20 protein-coding genes are annotated in these 23,592 nt (G+C 75.1%); 9 read left to right on the plus strand and 11 right to left on the minus strand.

The genetic code is table 11. The features are described 5' to 3' along the window. Window positions 1–1,317 (plus strand): peptidoglycan recognition protein family protein (locus tag PAI11_RS25020; protein WP_170320772.1); only part of this gene is annotated, 1,317 nt, incomplete at its 5' end. A 10-nt stretch (window positions 1,318–1,327) separates the two neighbouring features. Here PAI11_RS25020 and PAI11_RS21680 read toward each other — a convergent pair. Both PAI11_RS21680 and PAI11_RS21685 read right to left on the minus strand, forming a co-directional pair. Continuing rightward, on the minus strand, window positions 1,328–2,545 hold the full coding sequence (locus tag PAI11_RS21680; protein ID WP_007578733.1) for a YibE/F family protein: 1,218 nt from the start codon (window positions 2,543–2,545) through the stop codon (window positions 1,328–1,330). Between the two features lie 39 nt (window positions 2,546–2,584). Further along, a complete protein-coding gene (locus tag PAI11_RS21685) occupies window positions 2,585–3,037 on the minus strand; it encodes a Fur family transcriptional regulator (protein ID WP_007578735.1) in 453 nt (150 codons plus the stop codon). 109 nt (window positions 3,038–3,146) lie between these two features. Here PAI11_RS21685 and PAI11_RS21690 point away from each other — a divergent pair, with 109 nt between their 5' ends. Continuing rightward, entirely contained in the window at window positions 3,147–5,204 is a 2,058-nt protein-coding gene (locus tag PAI11_RS21690) for a chromosomal replication initiator protein DnaA (protein ID WP_040601342.1), read from the plus strand. A 46-nt stretch (window positions 5,205–5,250) separates the two neighbouring features. Here the strand turns inward: PAI11_RS21690 and PAI11_RS21695 are convergent, their stop codons facing one another. The 3 genes from PAI11_RS21695 to PAI11_RS21705 form a co-directional block, all read right to left on the minus strand. Then, window positions 5,251–6,378, minus strand: a complete 1,128-nt coding sequence (locus PAI11_RS21695) for an ArsA family ATPase (RefSeq protein ID WP_040601343.1) — start codon at window positions 6,376–6,378, stop codon at window positions 5,251–5,253. Then, window positions 6,375–7,382 (minus strand): ArsA family ATPase, encoded by a 1,008-nt coding sequence (locus tag PAI11_RS21700; protein WP_050897356.1) that lies wholly within the window; start codon window positions 7,380–7,382, stop codon window positions 6,375–6,377. The genes PAI11_RS21695 and PAI11_RS21700 overlap by 4 nt, the downstream gene beginning before the upstream one ends. A 68-nt stretch (window positions 7,383–7,450) precedes the next feature. Further along, window positions 7,451–7,999 (minus strand): hypothetical protein, encoded by a 549-nt coding sequence (locus PAI11_RS21705; RefSeq protein WP_007578739.1) that lies wholly within the window; start codon window positions 7,997–7,999, stop codon window positions 7,451–7,453. A 232-nt stretch (window positions 8,000–8,231) separates the two neighbouring features. Between PAI11_RS21705 and PAI11_RS21710 the strand changes: the two genes are divergently transcribed. The 4 genes from PAI11_RS21710 (at window position 8,232) to PAI11_RS27610 (ending at window position 13,056) form a co-directional block, all read left to right on the plus strand. Then, window positions 8,232–8,963 (plus strand): ParA family protein, encoded by a 732-nt coding sequence (locus PAI11_RS21710; RefSeq protein WP_138974476.1) that lies wholly within the window; start codon window positions 8,232–8,234, stop codon window positions 8,961–8,963. Then, window positions 8,960–10,369 carry a cell division protein FtsZ gene (gene ftsZ, locus PAI11_RS21715; protein ID WP_007578743.1) on the plus strand — a complete coding sequence of 470 codons (1,410 nt, stop codon included), beginning with the start codon at window positions 8,960–8,962 and terminating at the stop codon, window positions 10,367–10,369. Before PAI11_RS21710 ends, ftsZ begins: the two co-directional genes overlap by 4 nt. Window positions 10,370–10,504: 135 nt before the next feature. Beyond that, window positions 10,505–12,013, plus strand: coding sequence for a gamma-glutamyltransferase (locus tag PAI11_RS21720; RefSeq protein ID WP_007578745.1), 1,509 nt, complete (start codon window positions 10,505–10,507; stop codon window positions 12,011–12,013). 116 nt (window positions 12,014–12,129) lie between these two features. Continuing rightward, window positions 12,130–13,056 carry a DMT family transporter gene (locus tag PAI11_RS27610; protein WP_040601344.1) on the plus strand — a complete coding sequence of 309 codons (927 nt, stop codon included), beginning with the start codon at window positions 12,130–12,132 and terminating at the stop codon, window positions 13,054–13,056. Window positions 13,057–13,481: 425 nt separating this feature from the next. Here the strand turns inward: PAI11_RS27610 and PAI11_RS21730 are convergent, their stop codons facing one another. The 4 genes from PAI11_RS21730 to PAI11_RS21745 all read right to left on the minus strand — a co-directional run bounded on the left by PAI11_RS21730 (window position 13,482) and on the right by PAI11_RS21745 (window position 17,628). Continuing rightward, complete coding sequence (locus tag PAI11_RS21730) at window positions 13,482–14,105, minus strand: LON peptidase substrate-binding domain-containing protein (protein WP_007578749.1); 624 nt, start codon at window positions 14,103–14,105, stop codon at window positions 13,482–13,484. A gap of 61 nt (window positions 14,106–14,166) precedes the next feature. Beyond that, window positions 14,167–15,390, minus strand: a complete 1,224-nt coding sequence (locus PAI11_RS21735) for a glycosyltransferase family 4 protein (protein ID WP_007578751.1) — start codon at window positions 15,388–15,390, stop codon at window positions 14,167–14,169. A 5-nt stretch (window positions 15,391–15,395) separates the two neighbouring features. Continuing rightward, window positions 15,396–16,802: a 1,4-alpha-glucan branching protein domain-containing protein gene (locus PAI11_RS21740; RefSeq protein ID WP_007578753.1), complete on the minus strand. Its 1,407-nt coding sequence runs from the start codon at window positions 16,800–16,802 to the stop codon at window positions 15,396–15,398. A 40-nt stretch (window positions 16,803–16,842) separates the two neighbouring features. After that, window positions 16,843–17,628, minus strand: coding sequence for a class I SAM-dependent methyltransferase (locus PAI11_RS21745; protein WP_007578754.1), 786 nt, complete (start codon window positions 17,626–17,628; stop codon window positions 16,843–16,845). 96 nt (window positions 17,629–17,724) lie between these two features. On the opposite strand from PAI11_RS21745, the gene PAI11_RS21750 reads away from it, so the two are divergent. Beyond that, complete coding sequence (locus PAI11_RS21750; protein ID WP_007578756.1) at window positions 17,725–18,666, plus strand: class I SAM-dependent methyltransferase; 942 nt, start codon at window positions 17,725–17,727, stop codon at window positions 18,664–18,666. A 36-nt stretch (window positions 18,667–18,702) separates the two neighbouring features. On the opposite strand, the gene PAI11_RS21755 is transcribed toward PAI11_RS21750, so the two are convergent. Further along, complete coding sequence (locus tag PAI11_RS21755; RefSeq protein WP_007578757.1) at window positions 18,703–20,034, minus strand: hypothetical protein; 1,332 nt, start codon at window positions 20,032–20,034, stop codon at window positions 18,703–18,705. A 126-nt stretch (window positions 20,035–20,160) separates the two neighbouring features. Beyond that, window positions 20,161–20,868, minus strand: a complete 708-nt coding sequence (locus PAI11_RS21760) for an acyltransferase (RefSeq protein WP_244406582.1) — start codon at window positions 20,866–20,868, stop codon at window positions 20,161–20,163. A 129-nt stretch (window positions 20,869–20,997) separates the two neighbouring features. Between PAI11_RS21760 and meaB the strand changes: the two genes are divergently transcribed. Continuing rightward, window positions 20,998–21,969, plus strand: coding sequence for a methylmalonyl Co-A mutase-associated GTPase MeaB (gene meaB, locus PAI11_RS21765; protein ID WP_007578759.1), 972 nt, complete (start codon window positions 20,998–21,000; stop codon window positions 21,967–21,969). Window positions 21,970–22,021: 52 nt separating this feature from the next. Then, on the plus strand, window positions 22,022–23,592 hold a 1,571-nt coding region (locus PAI11_RS25025), incomplete at its 3' end, for a hypothetical protein (RefSeq protein WP_050897357.1).

A 23,592-nucleotide genomic window follows, 5' to 3' on the forward strand; every position in this document is an offset into this window, starting at 1 on the left:
GCGCGTCGCCGGCCGCCGCGCGACCTGGTGCTCGAGCTGCTCGCGATCCCGGGCGCGGTCAAGCGCGACGCCGCCCGGGCGAGCGCGCGGGCGATCGCCGACGGCGGCGTCCACGTGGCGGCCCCGCGAGCCGTCACCGGCGACGCCGCGACGCCGCGGGCCACCCAGCCGACGATCATCCCGCGGTCCGCGTGGGCGGGGAACCTGAAGCCGAAGTCCTCGCCCTCGATGGGGCAGGTCCAGGTCGCGTTCGTCCACCACACCGTCAACGGCAACACGTACCAGCCCGAGCAGAGCGCCGGCATCGTCCGCGCGATCGCCGAGTACCACATGGACTCCAACGGCTGGAGCGACATCGGCTACAACTTCCTCGTCGATCGCTACGGGCAGATCTTCGAGGGCCGCGCCGGGGGCATCGACCGCCCGGTCATCGGCGCCCAGGCGGTCGGCTGGAACAGCTTCTCGACCGGGATCGCGATCATCGGCACCTTCGAGTCCGAGGCGGCCCCGGACGCGGCGCTGAACGCGGTCGCGGCGCTGATCCGCTGGAAGCTCGCGCTCCACGGCGTGGCGACCGCCGGGACCGTCTCGCTGGTCTCGTCCGGCGGCGCGGGCAACCGGTGGGCGAAGGGCGCGACGGTCGCGATGAACCGCGTCAGCGGCCACCAGGACGGCTGCTCGACCGACTGCCCCGGGCGCACCCTCTACGGCCAGCTGCCCAACCTGCGCTCGCGGGTCGGCGGGTCGGCGGCGGCGCCCCCGACGACGCTCTCGCTGACGGTCCCGTCGACGCTGGTCCCGTACGGCGGCTCGCTGTCGGTCAGCGGCCGGCTGGCCGTGGGCTCGGCCGGGGTCGGCGGGGCGCAGGTCGTGGTCGAGAAGAAGAGCCCGAGCGGCGCGTGGGTGCCGATGGGGTCGACGACGACCGACGGCAACGGCAACTGGGACGTCGGCGTCAGCTGGAAGCGCGCCAGCCCCGTCCGCGCACGATCCGGCGGCGTGACGTCGCGCCAGGCGACGCCCGGGATCCAGCCGCGGTTCTCGCTCACGCAGCCTGCCCGGCACGTCCGCAAGGGCAACACGGTCAAGGTCTCCGGCCGAGCGCAGGGCGTCGACGCGATCGAGATCATCATCCAGCAGCGCAAGACCCGGACGAGCTACCCCGTGGTCTACCGCCGCAAGCTGAAGCTCGACGGATCGCGGTTCACGCTCCGGGTCCCGGTCCGGCGGACGGGGATCCAGCGGGTCGTCGCGCAGGCCCGCTCGGGCGGCAAGCTCTTCCAGTCCCCGCGCCGCTACCTGCGCGGCGTCGGCTGACCCCGGCGGATCAGTGGTGATGGTGGTGGTGACCGTCGCCGAGCGCGGCGGTCGGCACCCGCCCCACCAGCAGCGCCGCCAGCGCGGTCGAGAGCGGCACCGCCAGGATCAGCGCGGCACTGCCGACCAGCGTCGACACGATCGGCTCGGCCAGCCGCGTGTCGTTGATCGCGTCGCCGAACGAGACGCCGTTGGCGGACACGATCAGCAGGATCGGCAGCGTCGCGCCGGCATAGGCCAGGACCAGGGTGTGGATCGTCGCCGACAGGTGGTCGCGGCCGACCGCGAATGCCTCGCGGTAGAGCCCGCGGGCCGGGAGCGACGGGTCGGTCCGGTGCAGGGCGGCGACCGTCGAGACCTGCGAGACGACCGTGTCGGTCAGCACCCCGAGCGCGCCGATCACCATCCCGGCCAGCAGGATCCCCTGCAGCGGCAGGTGGCCGCCGCTCTGGAGCGAGAAGGAGCTCAGCTCGCCGTCCTTGCCGTCGAGGGCGGCGAGGTCGGTCCAGAGCAGGCCGAGCAGGCCGGCGGCCACCAGCGAGATGCCGATCCCGGTCACCGCGGCCAGGCTCTGGGTGGTGATGCCGTAGGTCAGGACGGTGGTGATGAACATCACCGCCAGGGCGCCGACGACGGCGACCAGCACCGGCGAGCCGCCGTCGAGGATCGCCGGCACCAGCCAGAGCACGACCAGCGCCATGCTGAACGCCGTCCCGCCGAGGGCCAGCAGGCCGCGGCCGCGGGCGACGAACGCGCCCAGCAGCGCGAACAGGATCGCCAGCCACAGCAGCGAGCCGTGGCGGTCGACGCCGACGAACGAGTAGGCCGGTCCCTCGCCGGCGAGCACGGCGGCGTCCCGGTCCGGCCCGGTCGGCTGGGGCGCGACGCGGACGTCGTCCCCCGGCTGCAGGTCCGGGCTGACCTCGGGCGGCCCGAGCACGACCGGCACGCTGCGCCCGCGGTCGTCGCCCTCGGTGATCCGCAGGTGCGCGGTCGCGCAGCGCTGCTCGGTCGGGCCGCCGCAGGAGCTGGTGGTGACGCGGGCGACCGTCGCGGCCACGGTCCGCTGGGCGCCGCCCTCGATCTTGGGGCCGCTGCCGTCCGGCCACAGGACCACCAGCCCGATCACCGTCAGGATCCCGACCAGGCCGACGGCGCCGACGAGCGCCCGTCCCGCGCGGCTGGTCAGGAGCGTGCGCAGGGGCGAGGAACGGTGGTCGGCGGCCATCGCCGCGTCCTTCGTCCCGCCGGCCCGTCCTCCTGCCGGCTAGGCCGCGGCCCGGCAGGCGGCGCAGCGCCCGTGCAGGACGACGTCGTGCCCGGTGATCTCGAACCCGGCCGCCTGGCTCAGGCGGTCGATCGAGCGCTCGAGGCCGTCGTCGGTGAACGGGACGACCGCCCCGCACTGCTGGCAGACCAGGTGGTGATGGTGGTGGTCGGGGGCCAGCCGCTCGTAGCGGGCGATCCCCTGGCCGACCTCGATCCGCTGGACGAGGTGCAGCTGCTCCAGCTCGTCGAGCACGCGGTAGATGCTGGCGCGGCCGACCGTGCGGTCCTGGGCGCGCAGCTCCTCCTCGATCTCGAGCACGGTCCGGGCGCAGCGCTGGGCGTCGAGCAGGTCCAGCAGCGTGGTCCGCGCGCCGCCCCGGCGATAGCCGGCGTCCGCCAGGCGCTCCTCGGCTCGCCGGCGCCACGCCGTCGTTGCGTCGGTGGCCGTCATCTCCCTCATCGTAGCCGGACGTGGCGTCCGCCAAGCCCGGCCGCCGCCGCGGCTGCAGGACCGCGCCCAGCGGCGAGGAGGCCCGGCCGGCGGGGCGAACGGCGCGACCATGCGCCATCCCCAGCTGCATGCCGCCCTCCGCACGGCGGCGCTCCACGCCGGGCGCGAGCTCGCCGGGCGGGTGGACGACGGTGACGAGGTCCCCTTCGAGCTGCTCGAGCACACCCGCGGCTCGGCTCGACGGGTCGACGCCCCGACCCTCTACTCGTACCGCCCGCTCGTCGGCCTCTACGTCGAGCGCCACGCCGAGGTCCTCGGGCGGCTGCCCGCCGTCGCCGAGGCGGCGCACGCGATGGTCGCCGCCTGGGGCGTCGAGGCCTACCTGGAGGCGCGGGGGGTCTCGCGGCCGCCGGCCGATCCGCACGCGCGGGCGGCGCTCGCCGTGCGCCAGTTCCTCGAGCGCCTGTTCGAGGACGCCCCCGACTTCGACGTCCAGGCGGAGCACTTCGACCGGGCGTTCGCCGAGCTCGACGCGGTCCTCACGAGCGACGCGACCGAGACGGTGGTGGCGATCCCCCTGACCGGGGTCGAGATCACGATCGGGACGGTCGCGATCACGCGCGGGGTGGCGCTGCAGCAGCCCGAGACGCTGCGGGGCGAGGTCCCCGACGCGGCCCTGGCCGGCCCCGACGGCACACCGGCCGACGCGGTCGCCACCCTCCGCTGGGGCGCCCGTCCGGGATCGCCCGACACGCCGCGGCGGGCGAGAGAGGCGGCGCGGCGGCTGGTGACGGCGCTGCGGCTGCACTGCCCGGGCGCGTCGCCGGCGGCCGGTCCGCTGGTCTGGCTGCGGCCGGCCGACGGGCCGTGGCGGGCGATGGCGCTCGGCGGCACCTTCACCGCCCACGGCCACGTGGTGCTCGGCGTCGACGACGTCCCCGACCTGCAGACCTTCGTCGAGCTGGTCGCCCGGCGGCTGCCGGAGCAGGGCGACGTGGCCTGGGCGCTGCGCCGCTGGACGCTCGGGCTGGATCGCGACCGGCCCGAGGAGGCGCTCAGCGACCTGCTGCTGGCCGGCCGCGCGCTGCTGGAGCCCGAGGGGCCGCGCAGCGGTCGCCTGGCCGGGCGGCTGGCGGCGCTGGTCGCCCCGGACGCGGAGCGGGCCGGGCTGGCCCGCCGGCTCGCCGCGCTGGCGCTGACGGAGCAGGACGTGATGGCCGGCAGCCGGCGGGTCGGCAAGGACCTGCCCGAGCGCGTCGACGAGCTGGCCGACTGCCTGCGCGCGGTCCTGCGCGACTGCGTCTGCGGGCACCTGAGCGGCGATCTGGTCGTGGTCGCGGACGAGGTCCTCGACGGCGTCGTCGACGAGCCCGAGGACGCCCGCGGGCAGCTCCGCGAGCGCGTGCTGGCGGCGGTCCGCCGGCCGCTGGCCGGGCGCGAGCAGCAGCCGCGCCACGCCGGCGTGGCGGCGCGCTGGGAGCAGACGCGGCAGGGAGCCACCCGCGACGATCGCTGGGACGAGCCGGAGGACGAGATGGACGGGGACGTCCAGCTCGAGGAGGACGACCGCTGGGAGGACGAGCCGCGCGCCGTCGCTCCGCGCGGAGCACCGTCGCGCCTGGCGGAGGCCGCCGACGTGGAGGACACCGCCGACCCGGAGGACGACGCCCGACACCGCTGGCAGGAGGAGCACGCCGGCGATCGCACGGCGTCCGGCGAGTGGACCGGCGAGGCGCGGATCTGGTCCGACGAGGCGTCCGCCGACGAGCCGGCCGCCGCGCGTCCGCCGCACGAGGACGAACCGACCGGCGATCGCCCGCCGATCCTGGTCACCGACCGCCGGGGCCGGGGCCCGCTGAGCGCGGTCGCCGACGACCGCGGCCCCGTGGAGGCGCCGGCCGACGACGCTCCTCCCGCAGGGGCCCCGTCGGCCGAGGGCGACGGCCCCGCCGCGGTGATCGGCCCGGCGGTCGCGTGGACGCCCGCCGACGCCGTCGACGAGGCGCCGCCGATCGACGTCGACGAGCTGCTCCACGACGAGCGCCTGGCCGAGGCCGACCGCGAGGCCCTGTGGCTGGAGCAGACTTGGGACGAGCCGCAGCTGGCGGAGCGCTCGGACGACGACGATGACGCCACGGGACCGTGGCCGGTGGCGGCGAACGGCTGACCGACGCCGGAACGGGACGCCTGACGTCCCGAATCGGTGGGCCGACCTAGCGGGCCGCGAGCGCGTCGCGGACGGCCGCCAGCGCCGGCAGGTCGAAGACCTCGTGGTCGAAGGTCGGGACGACGGTCGGGTGCCGGTCGCCGACCGTGCGCGCCAGCTCGGCGACGATCTCGCGGTCGCATTCGGCCAGCCGCCGGTGCTCGTCCCACGTGCGCCCGACGCGGGCGGCCAGCTGCTCGCCGAGGGCCGCCGTCAGCTCGCCGGCGACCGTCGCCCCGTCGCGGTCCTGGTCCGGCTCGGCGACGACGCTGACGCGGTTGATCACCAGGCCGGTGAACGGCATCTCGACGTCGCGCAGGTGACGGCGGAAGAAGACCGCCTCGCCGGCGGCGACCGGTGCCGGGGAGGTCACGACGACGAAGCGGGTGGCGGGGTCGCGCAGCAGCGTCCGGACCGCGGTCGCGCGGGCGGCGAAGCCCTCGGTCAGCGGCCCGAGCGCCTCGAAGAAGGTCGCCAGGTCGCGCAGCAGGTCGACGCCGGTCAGCCGCTGCAGCGCTCCGAGCGCGAGTCCCGTCCCGCGACGCGCGACGCGGGCGGCGATCCCGCCCCGGCCCTGGCCGAGCAGCGCCCGCACGGCCCGCCCCTCGAGGAATCCGGCGATCCGGTCCGGCGCGTCGAGGAAGTCGAGCGCGTTGCGCGACGGCGGCGTGTCGAGCACCACGACGTCGAAGCGCGGGTCGCGGTGCAGGTCGTGCAGCCGCGCGACGGCGGTGAACTCGTGGCTGCCGCCGGCCGCGGTCGAGATCTGGCGGTAGAGCGGGTTGGCCAGGACCCGATCGCTGGTCGCCTCGTCCGGGCTCAGCTCGCGGACCAGCGCGTCGAAGGTCCGCTTGGGGTCGAGCATCATCGCCCACAGCTCGCCCGGTGGGACGACCCCGAGCGCGTCGAGCGCCGCCGCCGGGACCCGCTCCGGGTCGTTGCCGAGCGTCCCGAGCCCGAGCGCGTCGGCCAGCCGCCGCGCCGGATCGATCGTGACCACGGCCACCCGCCGGCCGTCGCGCGCGAGCGCCAGCCCGAGCGCCGCCGCCGTGGTCGTCTTGCCGACGCCGCCGGGCCCGGCGCAGACGACGACCTGCGCCCCGTCCAGCCGCTCCAGCAGGGTCCGGTCGCTCACGCCGCTCCCCGGGTCGCGGTGCCGCTCTCGGCGCCGATCCGCCGCAGGCCGCTCTCGAGCCGGTCGGCCAGCTCGCCGATCTGGTCCGGGCCGAGGCGGCGGGACGGCACGAGCGGCAGCGTCACGACCGGGGCGACGGCCTCGCGCCGCAGGCGCGCCAGCTGACGCTGCTGATCGTGCGCGCGCTCGGCGTGGCCGCGGGCGGCGACGATCGCCGGATCGTCGCCGGCGGTCGCCAGCAGCTGACGGTCGGCGGCGCTGAAGCGGTCGGCGAGCAGGCCGTTGGCGACGCCGAGCGTGACGTCGACGGCCGCGCCGCGGCGCAGCGCGCCCTGCAGCTCGAGCGCCTCGGAGACCGGCAGCTCCTCGGCCGTCGCGACGACGACGATCGCGGTCTGGGCGGGATCGATGATCGTGGCGCCGATCTGCTGGCCCTGGCGGGCGACCGGGCCGACGCGGGCGGTGGCGGCGAACTGCGCCGGCGCGCCGAGGATCGTCGCGGCGTGGCCGCTGGCCGGGGCGTCCATCACGCACAGGTCGTACGGCTCGGCGCCGGGCGTCCGCCGTCGCGGCTGCGACAGCTCCCAGACCTTGCCCATCGCCAGCAGCTCGCGCATCCCGGGAGTCGCGGCGGCCAGCCCGGTGAAGAGCCGGCTGGAGCGCAGCAGCTCGGCGAGCGGCCCGATCGGCAGCTGGTCGCGCAGGTACTCGCGCAGCGCCGCCTCCGGCGAGACGGAGACGTGCCAGAGGCGGTCGCCCCACGGGCCGGGCAGGCGCCGCTCGTCGAAGCGATCGTCGTCCTCGCCGGCGGACTCGCCCGGCGCCAGGCCGGCGGCCGGGTCGAGGGTCGCCGCGACGTCGCCGCGCCGGCCGACCTCGGCGATCACCGTCCGGCGGCCCTGGCGTGCGGCGAGGACCCCGAGGGCGGCGGCGACGGTCGACTTGCCGACCCCGCCCTTGCCGGTGACCACGATCAGTCGCCGGTGCAGCAGCTCGCCTGGCATCCGCTGGCGATCCTACGCGACGCGGGTGCCGGGACCCCCGGGCCCCGGCCGTGCCCGTGCGCGAGCGGTCAGTCGATCACGAGGCCGACCTCGACCCGGCCGACCCGGTTGCTGGCCGCGATCCGGAAGGTCGTCACCCGGGCGCCGGGCCTCAGCGCGCCGAGGGTGCAGACGGCGCGCCGGCCGACGGCCTCGCAGCGGACCTTGGGGTAGGCGCGGCGGAGCGCGCCGCGCGAGGAGCCGACGCCGATCCCGCGGGCGGTGCGCTCCGCCCGGCGACCGCTGGAGACCGCGATCACGGTCGCCTCGGCGGCGCTCCCCGGTCCGAACGTGACCGTCAGGCCGCGGTAGGCGTAGACCGTCGTCGTGCCGGTGATCTCGTTGCTCGGGTGGCTGATCCGCCGCGGCGTGCCGAGCACGCCGCGGACGTCCTCGACGCTCGCGCCGAGCTTCACGCCCGCGATCGAGGACCCGGGGACGATCCTCGCCGAGGCGACCGACGGGACGAGCAGCAGCGCCAGCGCGGTGGCGCCGGCGGCGATCGCCGGGCGGGCGCCGGAGCGCCCGGACGAGCGGGCCGGCGAGGAGCGGGGGCGGGAGGGGCGCGGCGACGACATCGCACCATCCTCCCGCAGCGGCGCGTGCCGTCGAGCGCCGTCGCCCCGCCGGACGCCGCCGCGGCCACCGGCGACGAACCGCGATCGCCGGGGAGGAACGGCCGCCTGCTCGGCGAACCCCCGGAGCGCAGGCAGTCCAAGACGCCCGCAGGAAGAACCCGTGTCGGATCTCGCAGCCACACCACACCCGCCGCCCGACGCCTCGGCGTCCCAGCGGCCGATCGTCATCGTCATGGCCAACCAGAAGGGCGGGGTGGCGAAGACCACCACGACCCTCAACCTGGCCGTCGCCCTGGCCGAGAAGGGCCACCGCGTCCTCGCCATCGACCTCGACCCGCAGGGCAACCTGACGATGTCGCAGGGCCTCGACCCCGACCACGTCGACCCGTCGATGTACCACGTGCTGGTGCAGGGACGGCCGATCGCGGACGTCACCCACAGCGCCGAGATCGACGTCGCTGCCGCCTCGATCGACCTGGCCTCGGCCGAGGTCGCGATGGCCGCGATGATCGGGCGCGAGCGGGCGCTGGAGCGCGCGCTGCGAGCGGTCTCCCACCTCTACGACTACGTCTGCATCGACACGCCGCCCAGCCTCGGGCTGCTGACGATCAACGCGCTCTGCGCGGCCGACAAGGTGATCGTCCCGGTCCAGGCCGAGTACCTGTCGCTGCGTGGCCTGGCGCAGCTGCGCCAGACCGTCGAGATGGTGCGCGAGCAGCTCAATCCGAAGCTCGAGATCCAGGGGATCCTGCCGACGATGCTCGACCGCCGCACCGTCCACGCCCAGGAGGCGCTGGAGCTGCTCGAGGAGCACTTCGGCGATCGCCTGTTCGTCACCCGCGTCAAGAAGACCATCCGCTTCGCCGAGGCGCCCGTGAAGGGCATGTCCGTGCTCCGGTACGACCCCGACAGCCTCGCCGCCCAGTCCTACCGCGACCTCGCCCAGGAGGTGCTCCGTTCATGAGCCCGCAGCACAACCGTTCCAGCCTCCGCGAAGGTCCGCTGGCCGACCTCTTCCGCCGCACCGACGCTCCGGCTGACGCGATCGCCGACGGCGGCGCGATCCCGACCGACAGCCGCTACCCGGCGAAGGTCGGCCTCGACGCCGATCCGGCCCAGATCCTCGGGCTCGCCGACGTCGAGCCGAGCCCGGCCGAGCTGGCCCCGGCCGCGGTGCCGCTGGTCGAGCAGACCGCCGCGACCGTCGAGGCCTGGGGCGAGCGCCGCCAGCCGATGCACATGACCGGCGGCCCGTCGATCCGCGTCGTCGGCGTCGGCGGCGGCGGCACGAACGCCGTCAACCGGATGGTCGAGGCGGGCATCACCGGCGTCGACTTCCTGTCGATCAACACCGACGCCCAGTCGCTCCAGGAGTCGCTGGCGGGGACCACGATCCACGTCGGCCGCACCAGCACCCGCGGCCTCGGCGCCGGCGCCAACCCGGACGTCGGCCGCAGCGCCGCGATGGAGCAGTACGACGAGATCAAGGACGCGCTGCGCGGCAGCGACATGGTCTTCATCGCCGTCGGCGAGGGTGGCGGCACCGGCACCGGCGCGGCCCCCGTGGTCGCCCGGATCGCCCGCGAGCTCGGCGCCCTGACGGTCGGCATCGTGACCAAGCCGTTCGCCTTCGAGGGCCGGCGGCGCGCCGAGTCCGCCGACGCCGGCGTGCAGGAGCTGTCCAACGAGGTCGACACGCTGATCGTCGTGCCGAACAACCGGCTGCTGTCGGTGCTCGAGCGCAACACCTCGATGGTCGACGCCTTCAAGGTCGCCGACGACATCCTCCGCCAGGGCGTCCAGGGGATCTCCGAGCTGGTCACGGTCCCGGGCCTGATCAACCTCGACTTCGCCGACGTCCGCACGATCATGGCCGACCGTGGCGCCGCCCTGCTGGGCATCGGCCACGGGACGGGCGAGTCGCGGGCGATCCAGGCCGCCGAGCGCGCGGTCTCCAGCCCGCTGCTGGAGACGTCGATGGACGGCGCCAAGGCGATCCTGCTCTCGATCACCGGCGGCGGCGACCTGTCGCTGTGGGAGATCAACGAGGCGGCGGAGACGATCCGCGAGGCCGCCCACCCCGAGGCCAACATCATCTTCGGCGCGATGGTCGACGAGAAGCTCGGCGACGAGGTCTGGGTGACCGTGGTCGCGACCGGCTACGAGCACCAGCCGCACCTGCAGGGCGGGGGAGTCGAGGTCCCGGAGCGTCGCCGCGTGCGCGTGCCGGACGGCGAGCCGCGGGTCGAGCGCCGCGCCCCGCGCGAGAGCTACGCCGCCCCGCGCCAGGCGGTCTCCGCCAGCCGTCCCTCGACCGCGGCCGCGACCAGCGGCTGGAGCGTTCCCGAGTTCCATCACGACGGTCGCTGAGCGGCAGGTCTTCCCTCTGCGACGCCGGCGATCCGGCGCCGCGTCCTCGTTCGACGGCCCCGCAAGGGGCCGTCGGCCGTTGGGGCGCGGGAAGCTTCCCCACCGGCGCCCGCCCATCGGTCATCCTCTGCCGCCATGCCGTCTTCCCGGGGCATCGTCGCTGCCGGCCATCCCCGCACCGCCGAGGTCGGGGCGCAGGTCCTGCGCGAGGGCGGCAGCGCCGCCGACGCGGCCGTCGCGGCGGTCCTGGCGTCCTGGGTCTGCGAGCCGCTGCTGACCGGTCCCGCGGCCGGCGGCCACCTGCTGGCCGTGCCGCCCGGCGGGTCGCCGGTGGCGATCGACGCCTTCTGCGCGGTTCCGGGCGCCGGGGCCGGGGGAGCGGCGCCGGCCGAGCTGCAGGCGGTCCAGGTCGACTTCGGCGGCGCCCACCAGGTCTTCCACGTCGGCGCGGCATCGGTCGGGGCGTTCGGGCTGATCGACGGGCTGGTCCGGCTGCACGAGCGGTTCGGCCGGGTCGCGCTGGAGGAGCTGGCGGCGCCGGCGGCGCGGATGGCCCACGACGGCGTCGCGCTCAACCGCCAGCAGGCCTACGTCGCCTCGATCCTCGAGGGGATCCTGCGATCGACGCCCGAGTCGCAGGTGCTGTGGGCGCCGGACGGGCCGCTGCTGGCCGAGGGCGACCGCTTCCGCTGCCCCGAGCTGGGGGAGACGATCGCCCGGCTCGGTCGCGACGGTGCCGATCCGCTGCGCGACGGCGACCTGGCGGCGGCCTGCGTCGGCTGGTGCCGCGAGCACGGCGGCAGCCTGACGGCGGCCGACCAGGCCGGCTACCGGGCCGTCGAGCGCGAGCCGCTGCGGGTGGCCTATCGCGACCGGACGGTCCTGACGACGCCGCCGCCGTCGGCCGGCGGGCTGCTGCTGGCGCTGGCGCTCGGCCGGCTGGACGCTCGCCCGGCCGCGGCGCTCGACGCCGGGGCGCTGGTGGCGGCGATGGCCGCCGCCGAGGACGAGCGGACGGTGGCCTTCGTCGACGGGCTCGCCGAGCCCGGCTTCGCGGACCGGATGCTGGCGCTGCGCCTGGGGTCGACCACCCACCTCTCGGTGATCGACGCCGACGGGCTCAGCTGCGCGATCACCTGCACCAACGGCGAGGGCTCGGGCCTGGTCGTGCCCGGCACCGGGATCCACCTCAACAACGTGATGGGGGAGGAGGACCTGAACCCGCAGCTGAGCGGTCGGGCCGACGGCCCGGCGCCCTTCCCGCCGGGGCGGCGGCTGCCGTCGATGATGGCGCCGAGCGGGGTCCTCGGGCCCGCCGGCCTCGAGGCGATCCTCGGGTCGGCCGGGTCGATGCGGATCCGCTCGGCGCTGCTGCAGGTGATCGCCGGCCTGGTCGACCACGGCCGGTCGCCGGTCGTGGCGGTCCAGGCGCCGCGCGTGCACCTGGAGGAGGGCGTCGTCTACCTGGAGCCCGGCGTCGCCGTCGGTCCCGGCCACGGCTGGGCCGGCGGCCGCCCCGTGGTCGAGTTCCGCGAGCCGAACCTGTTCTTCGGCGGCGTCCAGATCGCCTGCCGCGACCCGCGCGACGGGCGGCTGTCGGCGGCCGCGGATCCGCGGCGCGGCGGTGCGGTGGCGGTCGCCTGAGGCGCTCTCCGCGCGGAGCACGGCGAAGCGCGGGCAGGCAGCCGCCAGCGGGCTCGAACCCGGATCGCGAACGCGACGGCCGGAATCCGCCGATCGTGGTTTGCGATGCTGGGCCGGTGTCCCGTCGCCAGTCCCTGCTGCTGCTCGCGTTGGCCGCGACTTGGGGCGGTAGCTACGCGCTGATCAAGGTCCTCCTCGACCACGGGCTCGCGTGGCAGTGGATCGCCTCGCTGCGGCTGGTGATCGGGGCCGCGGTGGTCGTGGCGATCGCCCGTCACCGGCTGGGCCCGCGGCCGCTCCGCGCGAGCCCGCTGCGGACGCTGGCGATCGGGGCCGCGACCGCGGGCCTGTCGCTGCCGATGATCTCGCTCGGCGAGCGCTGGGTCGCGTCCGGCCTGGCAGGGGTCCTGGTCGCGGCCGCGCCGCTGTTCACGGCCCTCTTCGCCCGGCTGCTGATCCCGTCGACGCGGCTCGGGCGCTCCGGGCTGGTCGGGATGCTGGTCGGCTTCGCCGGCGTGGTGCTGCTGTTCGGAGCCGACCTGTCGGGCAGCTCGGACCTGCTGATCGGCGGGATCGCGATCCTGCTGGCACCGCTTGGCTACGGCATCGGCGCGGTCCTCAGCCGGCTCTGGGCCACCGGCGGCACGCCGCTGGCGCAGACCGCGGCGAACCTGACCTGGGCGGCCGGGATCGCGACCGCGGTGGCGCTCGTCGCGACCGCCGCCGGCGAGGGCGGCCCGACCCTCCACGGCGCGGGGGCCTGGCTGGCGTTGGCCGCGCTCGGCGCGATCGGGACCGGGATCGCATTCGTCATCTTCTTCCAGCTGATCGCCGAGGTCGGGCCGTCGCGCGCTGCCCTGGTGACGTACGTCGCGCCGGTCTTCGCGCTCGGCTACGGCGCGGCGTTCCTCGACGAGCCGATCACGCTGGCGGCCGTCGGCGGCGTGATGCTCGTCGTGATCGGCATCGTCATCGCCGGGCGTCGGCCGGGTCGGGGTGACGAGGCGGGGGCGTCGGCGGCGCTGGCTCGTTCGTCGCGCTGAGACGGCAGCCAGCGGAGGCCGGGACCACGCTCCGCCCAACGCGGCTTGCTCCCACCCAGTCCGTCGCGCACGCCAGTGCCACGCTCAGCCGCCGATCCCACCGGCCGCACCCGCTGCGCGTCGCAGCCCACGATGGCCCCATCGCATCCGCCCGTGGCAGAAGCGGTGACCGATGAAGGGCTGGGCGGGGTTATCCGCCGCCGGCACTATCCGGAGCCGAACCAGGACCCGATTCCAGGCCGAATCCCAGAGGTCGGCGGAGGGCCGGCTCGGAGGACCGCACCCAGCCCCCAAGCGCCAGCAGAGCAACTCCACCACGGCCACACGCCGAGGCCGACACGACCACGCCCCGACGCGCCGTCGATCCGGTCCACGACCCATGCCCACGCCAACCCGTCCACGCCCACGCGCCGACGACGACCCCGTCACTCGAAGCGCACGACCCCGTTCGACGCGCTGCGCACCTTCGCCAGGTCGGCGAACTCGAGGTGCTTGAGCGCCGAGCGCAGGAGGGCGAGCAGCTGGCGCAGGCGGGCGTTCTCGGAGCGCGACTCGAGCAGCTGCTGCTTGGCCTCGGCCGAGAACTCGACCGACGCGGCCAGGTCGTAGGCGCTGGCGGCGGCCAGGTCGGCCGGGGCGACGTCGTGCTCGGTGGCCTGGGTCGCCAGCGAGGCGTAGGCCTGGCGGACGGCGGCCGCGGCGTCGTGGTCGAGCGACTCGCTGGCGTCGTCGAGGAACTCGACCTCGGCCGAGGCGTAGGCGTGCCGGTGGTGCTCCTCGACGACCCGGAACGGCCGGGTCCCGCGGGTCATGATGTCCATCCGGCCGTCGTCGAACTGCTGGAGGACCTCGGTGACCCGCATCGCGCAGCCGACCGAGCGCGGGCCGTCGTCGTCGACCAGGACGATCCCGAACTCGCGATCGTCGGCGATGCACTGCGCGCCCAGCTCCTTGTAGCGCTCCTCGAACAGGTGCAGCGGCACCTCCTCGCCCGGGAGCGCCACGATCCCGAGCGGGAACAGCGGCAGGTCGGCGTCGCGATCGCTCATCGCCCTTCGAGCATACGCGGACCCGACGCGGTCCTCGACCGGTTCGGTCCGGCGCGCGGCCTCAGCCGGCGGCGCGGCTGGCGCGCGGCAGGGCGGCCGGGCGGGTGGGGCCGGCCAGCTCGGCGTAGACGTCGGCCGTCTCGCGGGCGATCTCGGCCCAGTCGAAGCGCAGCACGTGCTCGGCGGCGCGGGCGACGACGCCCTCGCGCAGCTCGCGGTCGGTCAGCAGCCGCTCCATCAGGTCGGCCAGCGCCCGCGGGTCGCGGGACGGGAAGCGCATCCCGACGGCCTCGTCCGGGACGACCTCGCGCAGGCCACCGGAGTCGGCCACGATGCAGGGGCATCCCGACGCCATCGCCTCGAGGGCGACCAGGCCGAACGGCTCGTAGATCGAGGGCACCACGCAGAGGTCCGAGATCCGGTAGAGCGTGTGCAGGACGTCGTCGCCGATCCAGCCGAGGAAGGTGCCGTGGGCGTCGAGGCCCAGCTCGGCCGCCTGACGGTGCAGCTCCTGCTCGTGGGTGCCCGATCCGGCCACGAGGAAGCGGACCCTGCCGACCCGCTCGATGACCCCGTCGGGGCCGCCCATCGCGTCGAGCGCGAACTGGAAGCCCTTCTCGTAGACCAGCCGGCCGACGAGCAGGACCAGCTGCTCGTCCGGCGCCGCGTACTGGGCGCGGACGGCCGCCAGGTCGCCGGAGGGGCGCAGGTCGGCGGCGTCGATCCCGTTCGGGATCACCGTCACCCGCGACTCGTCGATCCGGTAGATGTCGGCGATGTGCCCGCGCATGTAGTGCGAGCAGGCGATCACCCGGTCGGCGCGACGGGCCATCCAGGTCTCGATCCCGTGGATGTGGCTCTGCGGGTGCTTGTCGACCCAGCCCTGGTGGCGCCCGTACTCGGTGGCGTGGATCGTCGCGACCATCGGCACGCCGGCGTGGCGGGCGAGCCGGTCGGCGGCCGAGCCGACCAGCCAGTCGTGGCCGTGGACCAGGTCGAACTCCTGCTCGGCGCAGAGCGTCAGGCCGCGGGCGACCATGTCGTCGTTCATGTCCGCGATCCAGGCGATGAAGGTGTCGAGGTCGCGCGGGCGGGCCGGTTCGGGAACCCGGTGGACGACGACGCGCGAGCGGACCGCGTCGGCGCTGACGACCGCGTCGCCGCGGGTCAGGACGTGGACCTCGTGCCCCTGCTGCGCCAGGTTGGTGGCGAGCTTGTGGACGTGCCGGGCGAGGCCGCCCTCGACGATCGGCGGGTACTCCCAGCTGAGGATGAGGACGCGCATGCCGATCAGGTGCGCGCTGCCGTCCCGTCCAGGAAGGGGGCGAGATTGCGCAGCGCGGGCGCCGCAGACCCTAGCGCGTGGAGCTCGGCGACCAACGCCTCGGCATGGGAATCCGACCGACGGTCGGGATAGTCGCCGGCCGTCGCCCGGGTCCGCAGGAAGGCCCAGTCGGAGGACTGGACGGCGAGCAGCTCGCGCCAGGCGCGGGGGGTCGCCCGGCTGCCGAGGGACGCCACCTGCAGCTCGAGCCGGCGGGCGCGGCGGGCCATCGCGGCGACCTGCGGGCCGCTCCACGTCCAGAGGGTCCGTGGCGTGCCCCAGGTGCTGGTGCGGCGAGCCTCCTCCGGCAGCGGAGCGACCCGGCCGGCCGCGCGCAGCTCGGCGGCTGCCCGGTCGGCGTCGACGATCTCGAGCCCCTGGCCGCGAGCCTCGTCGAGCAGCGCCTCCAACCACCACGGCCCCTCGATCCACCAGTGCCCGAGGAACTCGGTGTCGAGCGCGATCACGGCCAGCCCGCCGTCGCGCAGCCGCTCGCGGGCGGCCCGGACGAAGGTCGCCGCATCGGTCCGGGCCTGCGCGCGGGCCCGCTCGGGGTCCCACGGCGTGCCGTCGTTGGCCCACGGCAGCAGGTCGAAGGTCGTCCGGCGGTGGCTGTCGCGGTAGGCGGCGGCCGCGGGCATCGCCCCGTCGGACCAGACCAGGTCCATCAGCGAGCGGTCGATCGGCAGCAGCGTGGTCCCCGCGGCGGTCGCCCACGGCTGCAGGTGGCGCCGGTCGCCGAAGCCGAGCAGGTCGGTCAGGTCGACGCAGGTGGTCCGCACGCCGGCGTCGGCGAGCGCGCCGTCGAGGGCCGGGTCGTAGGCGCACTCCGGCAGCCAGAAGCCGCCGTCCCAGTGCCCGGCGCGGCGGCGGTGGGCGCCGATCCCGCCCTCGACCTGGGCCCGCAGCCCGGCCGGCGTGGCCAGCAGCGGCAGCACGGCGTGGGTCGCCGAGGAGGTCCAGGTGGCGTGGGCCAGCAGCGCGCCCGCGATGTCGCCGTCGCGGGCGTCGATCGCCGCCCGCGCTCCCCGGTAGACCTCGCGCAGCGTCCGCAGGGCGCGCGCCTCGCGCGGGTAGCCGGTGCCCTCCAGGCCCTCGATGTCGCGGCGGTAGGTGTCCTCGCGGACGTCGTCGAGGAAGGCCCGGAAGCGGTCGGCGACGCCGTCGGCGGCCAGCTGATCGGCCAGCACCGGGGTCACCGACAGCGTCAGCGCCGCCGCATCGGCTCGCCGGTCGAAGAGCTCCAGCAGCGGCACGTAGCAGGTGGCCGCGGCCTCCCACAGCCACTCCTCGCCGAACGGCCAGGTGCCGAAGCCCTCGACGTAGGGCAGGTGCGAGTGCAGGACGACCGCCAGCCGACCGTCGCCGCTCATGCCGTGGTCGCCGATCGCGGGAGGGGCCGTGCGCCGGTCGTCAAGGCCGCACAACGGCGACGAAGTCCAGCGCCTTGTCCAGGTCGGCGCCGTCGGCGGCCGTCCGCAGGGCGAAGTCGGAGGCCGAGATCGCGGGCGTGAACCAGGCGTAGAACGGCTTGGTGAAGCGCAGCGCCTTGTGCAGCCGGTCCCAGCCGAGCTTCTCGATCGCGAACTGGTGGATCGCCAGCTTGCGGGTGTGGAAGAGGCCGAAGATCTCGACGTGGGAGAAGTGGCGCTCGAGCAGCTCGCGGTACTCGTCGGCGCGGTACTCCTTGACGTGCCACGGGTTCTCGGACTTCTCGGCGCCCTCGGGGGCCAGCGTCAGCAGGTTCGGCGTCGAGACGTAGGCCTCGCCCTCGGGGCCGATCAGCCGCTTGAACTGCTCGAGGATCGCGTCGGGGTCCTGGACGTGCTCGATCGTCTGCAGGAAGACGACGACGTCGGTCGGCTCGTCGTAGGTCTCGACCAGCGTCCGCACGAACCGCAGGTTGGCCCGGACGTAGCGCAGCCGGGCATGCTCGTGGGCCTCGGGGTTGGCGTCGACGCCGACGACCTCGGACGCCTGCCGCGCCAGCACGTCGGACCCGTAGCCCTCGCCGCAGGCCAGGTCGACGGCCCGGCGGCCGGCGACGCGGCCGGCGATCCACTCGTAGACCACCAGGTGCCGCCGGTACCAGTAGTTCTCCTCCGGCACGTCGGGCAGGGTCCGCTCACCGGTCAGCTCCAGCGGCGGGACGCCGGGCGGCTGGTTGCGCTGGACGTAGCGGGTCTCGGCGACGGGCATGCGCCGCCAATCTAGCGAGGGGCGGGCGCACGACGGTCGCGGGCGGTGGGCGGTCGCGCGGTCCGGGAGCGCCCGGTGCGTAGACTGCGGCGACCAATGAGCCCTTTTCCGACCACCGGTAGCGCTGCGGCCGAGCCGGAGACCGCCGAGCGCATCCGCGACGTCAACACCCGCTACCACGACGGCGCGGCCGAGCACTACGACGCCAAGTGGGGGATCGATTGGGGCGAGGTCGGCAGCGACCAGGTCCTGCAGAAGGTCCACAAGCTGCTGGGCAAGCCGTCGCCGCGGTTCGAGCGCTCGCTGGAGATCGGCGCCGGCACCGGCTACTTCAGCCTCCACCTGCTGAAGGCGGGCCTGATCGGCCACGCGACCGCGACCGACATCTCGCCCGGCATGATCGCGGCGCTCGAGCGCAACGCCGAGACGCTCGGGCTCGAGGTCGAGACGGCGGTCGCCGGGGCCGAGCAGCTGCCGTTCCCGGACGAGAGCTTCGACCTCGTCTGCGGGCACGCGATCCTCCACCACATCCCGGACCTGGAGAAGGCGTTCGCCGAGTTCCACCGGGTCCTGCGGCCGGGCGGCGTGGTGCTGTTCGCGGGCGAGCCGTCGCGCAACGGCGACAAGCTCGCGGCGGTGCCCAAGGGCGCGGCGCTGCGGGTCGCGCCGCTCTGGCGGCGCCTGGTCGGCGCCGGGCCGGCGTCGACCGGCCACGACGACGGGGGCGAGGAGAACCACGCGCTCGAGCACCTCGTCGACGTCCACGCCTTCATCCCGGTCGAGCTGCGCCAGCCGGCGACCGCCGCCGGCTTCGCGTCGGTCGACGTCCAGGGCGAGGAGCTGGCCGCCAACTGGTTCGGCTGGTTCAACCGCGCGATGGAGGCGACGGCGAACCCGGACGACATCCCGTGGGCCTGGCGCCGCTACGCCTTCCGCGGCTACCTGCTCTTCCAGCAGCTCGACCGCCGGCTGCTCGAGGGCCGGCTGCCGGCGGGCGTCTTCTACAACCTGATGATCACGGCCACCAAGGCCGGCTGAGGCCGGGGGCGGCGACCGCCCCCGGCCTCGGCGGGATCACTCGGCGGGGCCGCCGCCGGTCGTGGTGTAGTCGCCGGCCTTCGCGAACCACTGGCCCTTGCTGCTGCCCCGCTTGTCGCAGAAGCTGCCGCCGTCGGACCGATCGGTGCAGGTGAACCAGCTGAACTCGTTGAGCGCGCCGACGCCGCCACCCGGGTCGAGCACCAGCGGGTTTAGCGACAGCGGTCCGACCTTGCGCCAGGTCCGCCGCATCGCCGGGTCGATCTTGCGCTGGAACCGCCGGTGGGCGACGGTGTTCGTGCGGCCGTAGTAGTAGGCCTCGATCGCCGGGTAGCCGTTGCCGATCGCCCGGATCGCGTAGCCGCCGGCCGGCCGCCGCTCGAGCGTGACGTCGTAGTCGACGCTCCAGGCGCCGGGCGCGATCCGGCGCCCGGCCGCGGTGACCACGAAGTCGTTGGTGACCGAGTTCACCAGCGACGCCTTGACGTGCAGGCGGCCGCTGCCCTCGCGGCGGACCGCGACGTTGTTGGTGTGGCGCGCCTGCCAGTCGGTCGAGTGGACGTCGCCGAAGCTCGACTTGACCGAGATCGGCAGCGCCGGGATGTGCTCCCCGCCCCGGATCCGCGGCGGCAGCGGGTAGTCCTTCACGCACGGGTAGGGGATCTTGAACTTGGTGCAGATCCCCGGGCCCTTGAGCGATCGCGGCAGGGCGGTCGAGACCGTCGTCGGGGTGACGGTGAACGTGACCGCGCCGGTCTTCGTGTTCCAGGCCAGGTAGGCGCGCGAGCGGTGGACGTCGTCGGGGGCGCCCGAGAACCCGCGGCCGTCGCCGACCAGCAGCCGGCCGCCGGCGTCGTGGTTGGGGATGAACCAGCGCAGGATCACGATCCCGTCGTCGCGGTTGCGGGCGCCGGTGCTGGCGCTGATCCGCGTCGAGCCGCCGGGCAGGCCGCCGAAGCCGGCCGCCGCGGCCTGGTCGTAGAGGGCCGAGTTGGGGCGCGGCTGCGGGGCCGGGCCCTTGCAGCGCGGAGCGCCCTTGATGAAGCCGGTGGTGAACGTCCGGATGTAGTGGTCGGGCACGTAGTAGGCGCCGACCTTGTCCCAGACCGTGGAGCCGTAGGCGTTCTCGCCGGTCGTCTGGCAGCTGATCCGCACCCACTGGCCGGCGCGGACGTGATCGACCTTGGCGCGCGGCTCGAGCTTGGGGCTGGTGCGGCCGTCGAGGCTCTGGCGGACGAGGTACGTGTTGGTCGCCTTCCACGGCCGGGGCGAGGTGACCCGGTCGGCGGAGGCGGCGGCTGGGACCAGGGACGACGCCAGCACGGCGCCGGCGATGGCCAGGCCGATGCTGCGGGGACGGGGGGACATGCGGTGCTCCTTCTTCGGACGTCCCCCGGGGGAGGGACGTGGGACGGGGCCACCGTTCCACGCGCCTCGGTGTCGTCGCCAGGGGAGTCTCATCGGGCTCTCACGAACCCGGGGCGGGACGACGGCTCAGTCGACCCAGCGCATCCGCCGCGGCGCCTCGCGCATCCGGATCACCTTCGCCGGCACGCCGCCGGCGACGGCGTCGGCGGGGATGTCGCGGGTGGCGACGCCGTAGGTCCCGAGGACCGCGTTGTCGCCGACGGTGACGCCGCGCAGGACGCAGCCGCCGTAGCCGATCCAGACGTTGTGGCCGACCCGAACCGGACGGGTGTAGATGCCCTGGGCCCGGATCGGGGTCTCGACCCAGGCGACCGAGTGATCGAAGTCGATGAACATCGAGCGGTCGGCGATGATGCACTCGCGGCCGATCTCGACCCGCTCGTAGCAGCTGATCGTGCACTCCTGGCCGAGCACCGACTTGGCGCCGATCACGACCTCGCCCTCGTGGCAGCGGACCTTCGTGCCGTCGCCGATCCACGACCAGCGCCCGAGCCGGACGGTCGCCTTCGGCCCGATCTCGAAGTGGACTCCGCGACAGACGAAGGCCGGGCCGTCCAGCTGCAGCCGCCGCCCGTAGCGCAGCTTCAGCCGCAGCAGCCGCAGGCCCAGGCGCACGTAGCCGACGCGCAGCATCCCGTTGCGGCGCGCGAAGCGCAGGAACGCCAGCGGTCCGCCGCGCGGCGGCTCCGGCGGTCGCCGCAGCTCCGGCGGGGCACCGAGCTCGTCGGCCGGCGCCGGGACGTCGAGCGGCGTGGGGGTGGGGTCGAGCGCCACGGCGGCAAGCGTAGTCGGCCGCTCCGCCGGCTGCCGGGCGCGGCCCGTCGGACGCGATCCCGCCGAAGGTCGGGATCGCCTCGCTCGGCGCGGCCGCGGCGCCACGACGCGGGTAGGGTTGCTCGTCAGATGCCGACCGAGACGAGCCTCGCCGCGCGGCTGCTGCAGGGCGACAAGCGCGCCCTCGCCCGCGCGATCACCCTGGTGGAGAACGACGACCCGCGGGGCTGGGAGCTGGTGCGCGAGGTCTACCCGCACACCGGCAGGGCCGCGGTCCTGGGCCTGACCGGAGCGCCGGGCGCGGGCAAGTCGACGTTGATCAGCTCGCTGACGAAGGCCCGCCGGGCACAGGACCGCGAGGTCGCGGTGCTCTCGATCGACCCCAGCTCGCCGTTCACGAAGGGCGCGCTGCTCGGCGACCGGATCCGGCTCTCCGATCACTTCCTGGATCCGAAGGTCTTCATCCGCTCGATGGCCAACCGCGGGGCGCTCGGCGGCCTCTCCGAGGCGACGTTGCAGGCGGCGCTGCTGATGGACGCGGCCGGCAAGGACGACGTCTTCCTGGAGACCGTCGGCGTCGGCCAGGCGGAGATCGACATCATCGACCACGCCGACACCGTGGTCCTGGTCCTGATCCCCGGCGGCGGTGACTCGATCCAGGCGCTGAAGGCCGGCGTGATGGAGATCCCGGACATCATCGTGGTCAACAAGGCCGACCACCCGATGACCGACACGATGGTCCGCGAGGTCCGCTCGGTGCTGTCGCTCGGCGAGCACGAGAAGGGCTCGTGGCGGGTCCCGATCGTCAAGACCGAGGCCTACCGCGACATCGGCACCGACGAGCTGATCGAGCAGCTGGACAAGCACCGCGCCTACATCCAGGCGGCCGGCCAGCTGGACGAGCGGCGCAGCCGCAACCTGCGCAACGAGGTGCTCGCGCTGACCACCGGCCGCCTGCGCCGGCGGCTCGACGCGGCGCTCGAGGCCGACGCCGGCTTCCAGGAGCTGCTGGACCAGGTCGTCCGCCGCCAGCTCGATCCGGCGAGCGCCGCCACCCGCGTGCTCGAGCGGCTCGACAGCGGCGACCTGCGCGCGCCCTGAGGCGGCGCGGTTCGCCCCCGCCGCCGGACGCGACCGCTGGTAGCGTGCCGACGTGCTTCGCCGGGTCGCCCTGCTCTGCTGCCTGCTGCCGCTGGCCTTCGCGCCGCCGGCGGTCGCCCAATCACCGGCCGGGATGGTCGACGAGCTGCTGCGCGAGCAGAGCTGCCAGCTGCTCGCGGTCAGCACCGTCGGCGTGCCGGATCTGCTCCGGCTCGACCCGGCGAGCAGCGCGATGCCGGCCGACTGGCCGCTCGGCGACCAGCGGCGACTGCCGACGCAGGTGCCGCTGCGGACGTCGACCACGAGCTTCAACCGGCTGTTCGAGTTCGCGCTCGACCGCGGGCGGCTGTTCGCGCGCGGGCGGGGGAGCGGGGACCCGTGGCGGCAGGTGCCGCTTCCGCCCTGCATCGACGGGCGCCTGAGCGGGATCGCGGCCGACGACGACGAGCTGGTCGCGCTCGACGGCGGACGCCGGATCTTCACCATGGACAACGCGCTCAAGGACCCGCACCTGTGGAACTGGAGCGGGCGCTGGGGGACGCCGTTCTGGCTCGGGCCGGGCTACGCGGTGCCCGAGACGGTCGCCTGGTCGTGGACCGTGATCTCGAAGCTCGAGGACGACCACTGGACCGACCCGGCCGGCAACCGCACGACGATCGGCGACGGCAAGGTCTCGCACATCTGGGGGATCCGGCCGGGCGGTCAGCGGCTGACCTTCTGGGACCCGTGGCTGCCGCGCGACGAGAGCTACGAGATGTGCGGCCCGCAGCGCGGCCGGCTGCGGATGCGGGGGCTGTCGACGAGCGGCTCGACCGTCTTCGTCGTCGGCGTCCACGGCGACCTCTTCACGCGCCTCTTCGACTTCGACATCTCGGGGATGGATCCGGTCTTCTTCCGCTACTCCTACGACGACCAGCGCGGCCGCGGCGCCGGCGCGCCGATCCAGCTGCCGGCCGAGCCGTGGCGGCGGCAGCCGAAGGTGCCGGGCGAGATCACCGACGCGATCTCGGTCCACAAGGTCGGAACCGGCGGCGAGCACCGGATCCTGCGCGTCGAGGGTCGCCGGGACGGCCGGACCGGCTACTGGGAGCGTGACACCGCCGACCCCGCCGCCGCGCCGTGGCGCTTCCACGTGACCGGCCTGCCGCTGCGGGGCCGGCCGCTCGACAACCCGCCCGGCGACAGCTCGACCCGCGACCTGGGACCGTCCGAGGACGAGCGCTGGACGATGCGCGGCCCCGGGGTCGAGGCGACGCTGGAGGACTTCAACGTCTACTGCTCGCCGGCGACGCTGCGGATCCGCGAGGGCGGGCACCAGCGGACGGTCACCCTGCACCACCTGGACGGCCTCCGCCAGCAGGTCCGCGGCCGGGGGATCGACGACACCCCGCGCGAGCAGTTCGGAGCGATCGAGGGGCCGCGGGGGCGGTTCGAGCCGGTCTCGCTGCGGATCACGCGCGAGGAGCTGGTGCTGGTCGAGCGCGGCTGGCGGTTCCGGCCCGATCCGCGGCCGGCGCCGGCGACCCCGGCGGCGCCGACCGAGCCCCATTGCCTGCCGCGCCGGCTCGGGCTGGGCGCCCGCGCCCTCGGCCCGCTGCGGCTGGGGCGGCGGTGGACGGCGCT

This window comes from Patulibacter medicamentivorans (assembly GCF_000240225.1).
Classification (GTDB): domain Bacteria; phylum Actinomycetota; class Thermoleophilia; order Solirubrobacterales; family Solirubrobacteraceae; genus Patulibacter; species Patulibacter medicamentivorans.

What these genes read in the sequence shown, in the direction of transcription:
- PAI11_RS21680 (WP_007578733.1), bottom strand. Translation starts at nt 2,545, where the DNA reads ATGGCCGCCGACCACCGTTCCTCGCCCCTGCGCACGCTCCTGACCAGC.
- PAI11_RS21685 (WP_007578735.1), bottom strand. Translation starts at nt 3,037, where the DNA reads ATGACGGCCACCGACGCAACGACGGCGTGGCGCCGGCGAGCCGAGGAG.
- PAI11_RS21690 (WP_040601342.1), top strand. Translation starts at nt 3,147, where the DNA reads ATGCGCCATCCCCAGCTGCATGCCGCCCTCCGCACGGCGGCGCTCCAC.
- PAI11_RS21700 (WP_050897356.1), bottom strand. Translation starts at nt 7,382, where the DNA reads ATGCCAGGCGAGCTGCTGCACCGGCGACTGATCGTGGTCACCGGCAAG.
- PAI11_RS21705 (WP_007578739.1), bottom strand. Translation starts at nt 7,999, where the DNA reads ATGTCGTCGCCGCGCCCCTCCCGCCCCCGCTCCTCGCCGGCCCGCTCG.
- PAI11_RS21710 (WP_138974476.1), top strand. Translation starts at nt 8,232, where the DNA reads ATGGCCAACCAGAAGGGCGGGGTGGCGAAGACCACCACGACCCTCAAC.
- ftsZ (WP_007578743.1), top strand. Translation starts at nt 8,960, where the DNA reads ATGAGCCCGCAGCACAACCGTTCCAGCCTCCGCGAAGGTCCGCTGGCC.
- PAI11_RS21720 (WP_007578745.1), top strand. Translation starts at nt 10,505, where the DNA reads ATGCCGTCTTCCCGGGGCATCGTCGCTGCCGGCCATCCCCGCACCGCC.
- PAI11_RS21730 (WP_007578749.1), bottom strand. Translation starts at nt 14,105, where the DNA reads ATGAGCGATCGCGACGCCGACCTGCCGCTGTTCCCGCTCGGGATCGTG.
- PAI11_RS21735 (WP_007578751.1), bottom strand. Translation starts at nt 15,390, where the DNA reads ATGCGCGTCCTCATCCTCAGCTGGGAGTACCCGCCGATCGTCGAGGGC.
- PAI11_RS21740 (WP_007578753.1), bottom strand. Translation starts at nt 16,802, where the DNA reads ATGAGCGGCGACGGTCGGCTGGCGGTCGTCCTGCACTCGCACCTGCCC.
- PAI11_RS21745 (WP_007578754.1), bottom strand. Translation starts at nt 17,628, where the DNA reads ATGCCCGTCGCCGAGACCCGCTACGTCCAGCGCAACCAGCCGCCCGGC.
- PAI11_RS21750 (WP_007578756.1), top strand. Translation starts at nt 17,725, where the DNA reads ATGAGCCCTTTTCCGACCACCGGTAGCGCTGCGGCCGAGCCGGAGACC.
- PAI11_RS21755 (WP_007578757.1), bottom strand. Translation starts at nt 20,034, where the DNA reads ATGTCCCCCCGTCCCCGCAGCATCGGCCTGGCCATCGCCGGCGCCGTG.
- meaB (WP_007578759.1), top strand. Translation starts at nt 20,998, where the DNA reads ATGCCGACCGAGACGAGCCTCGCCGCGCGGCTGCTGCAGGGCGACAAG.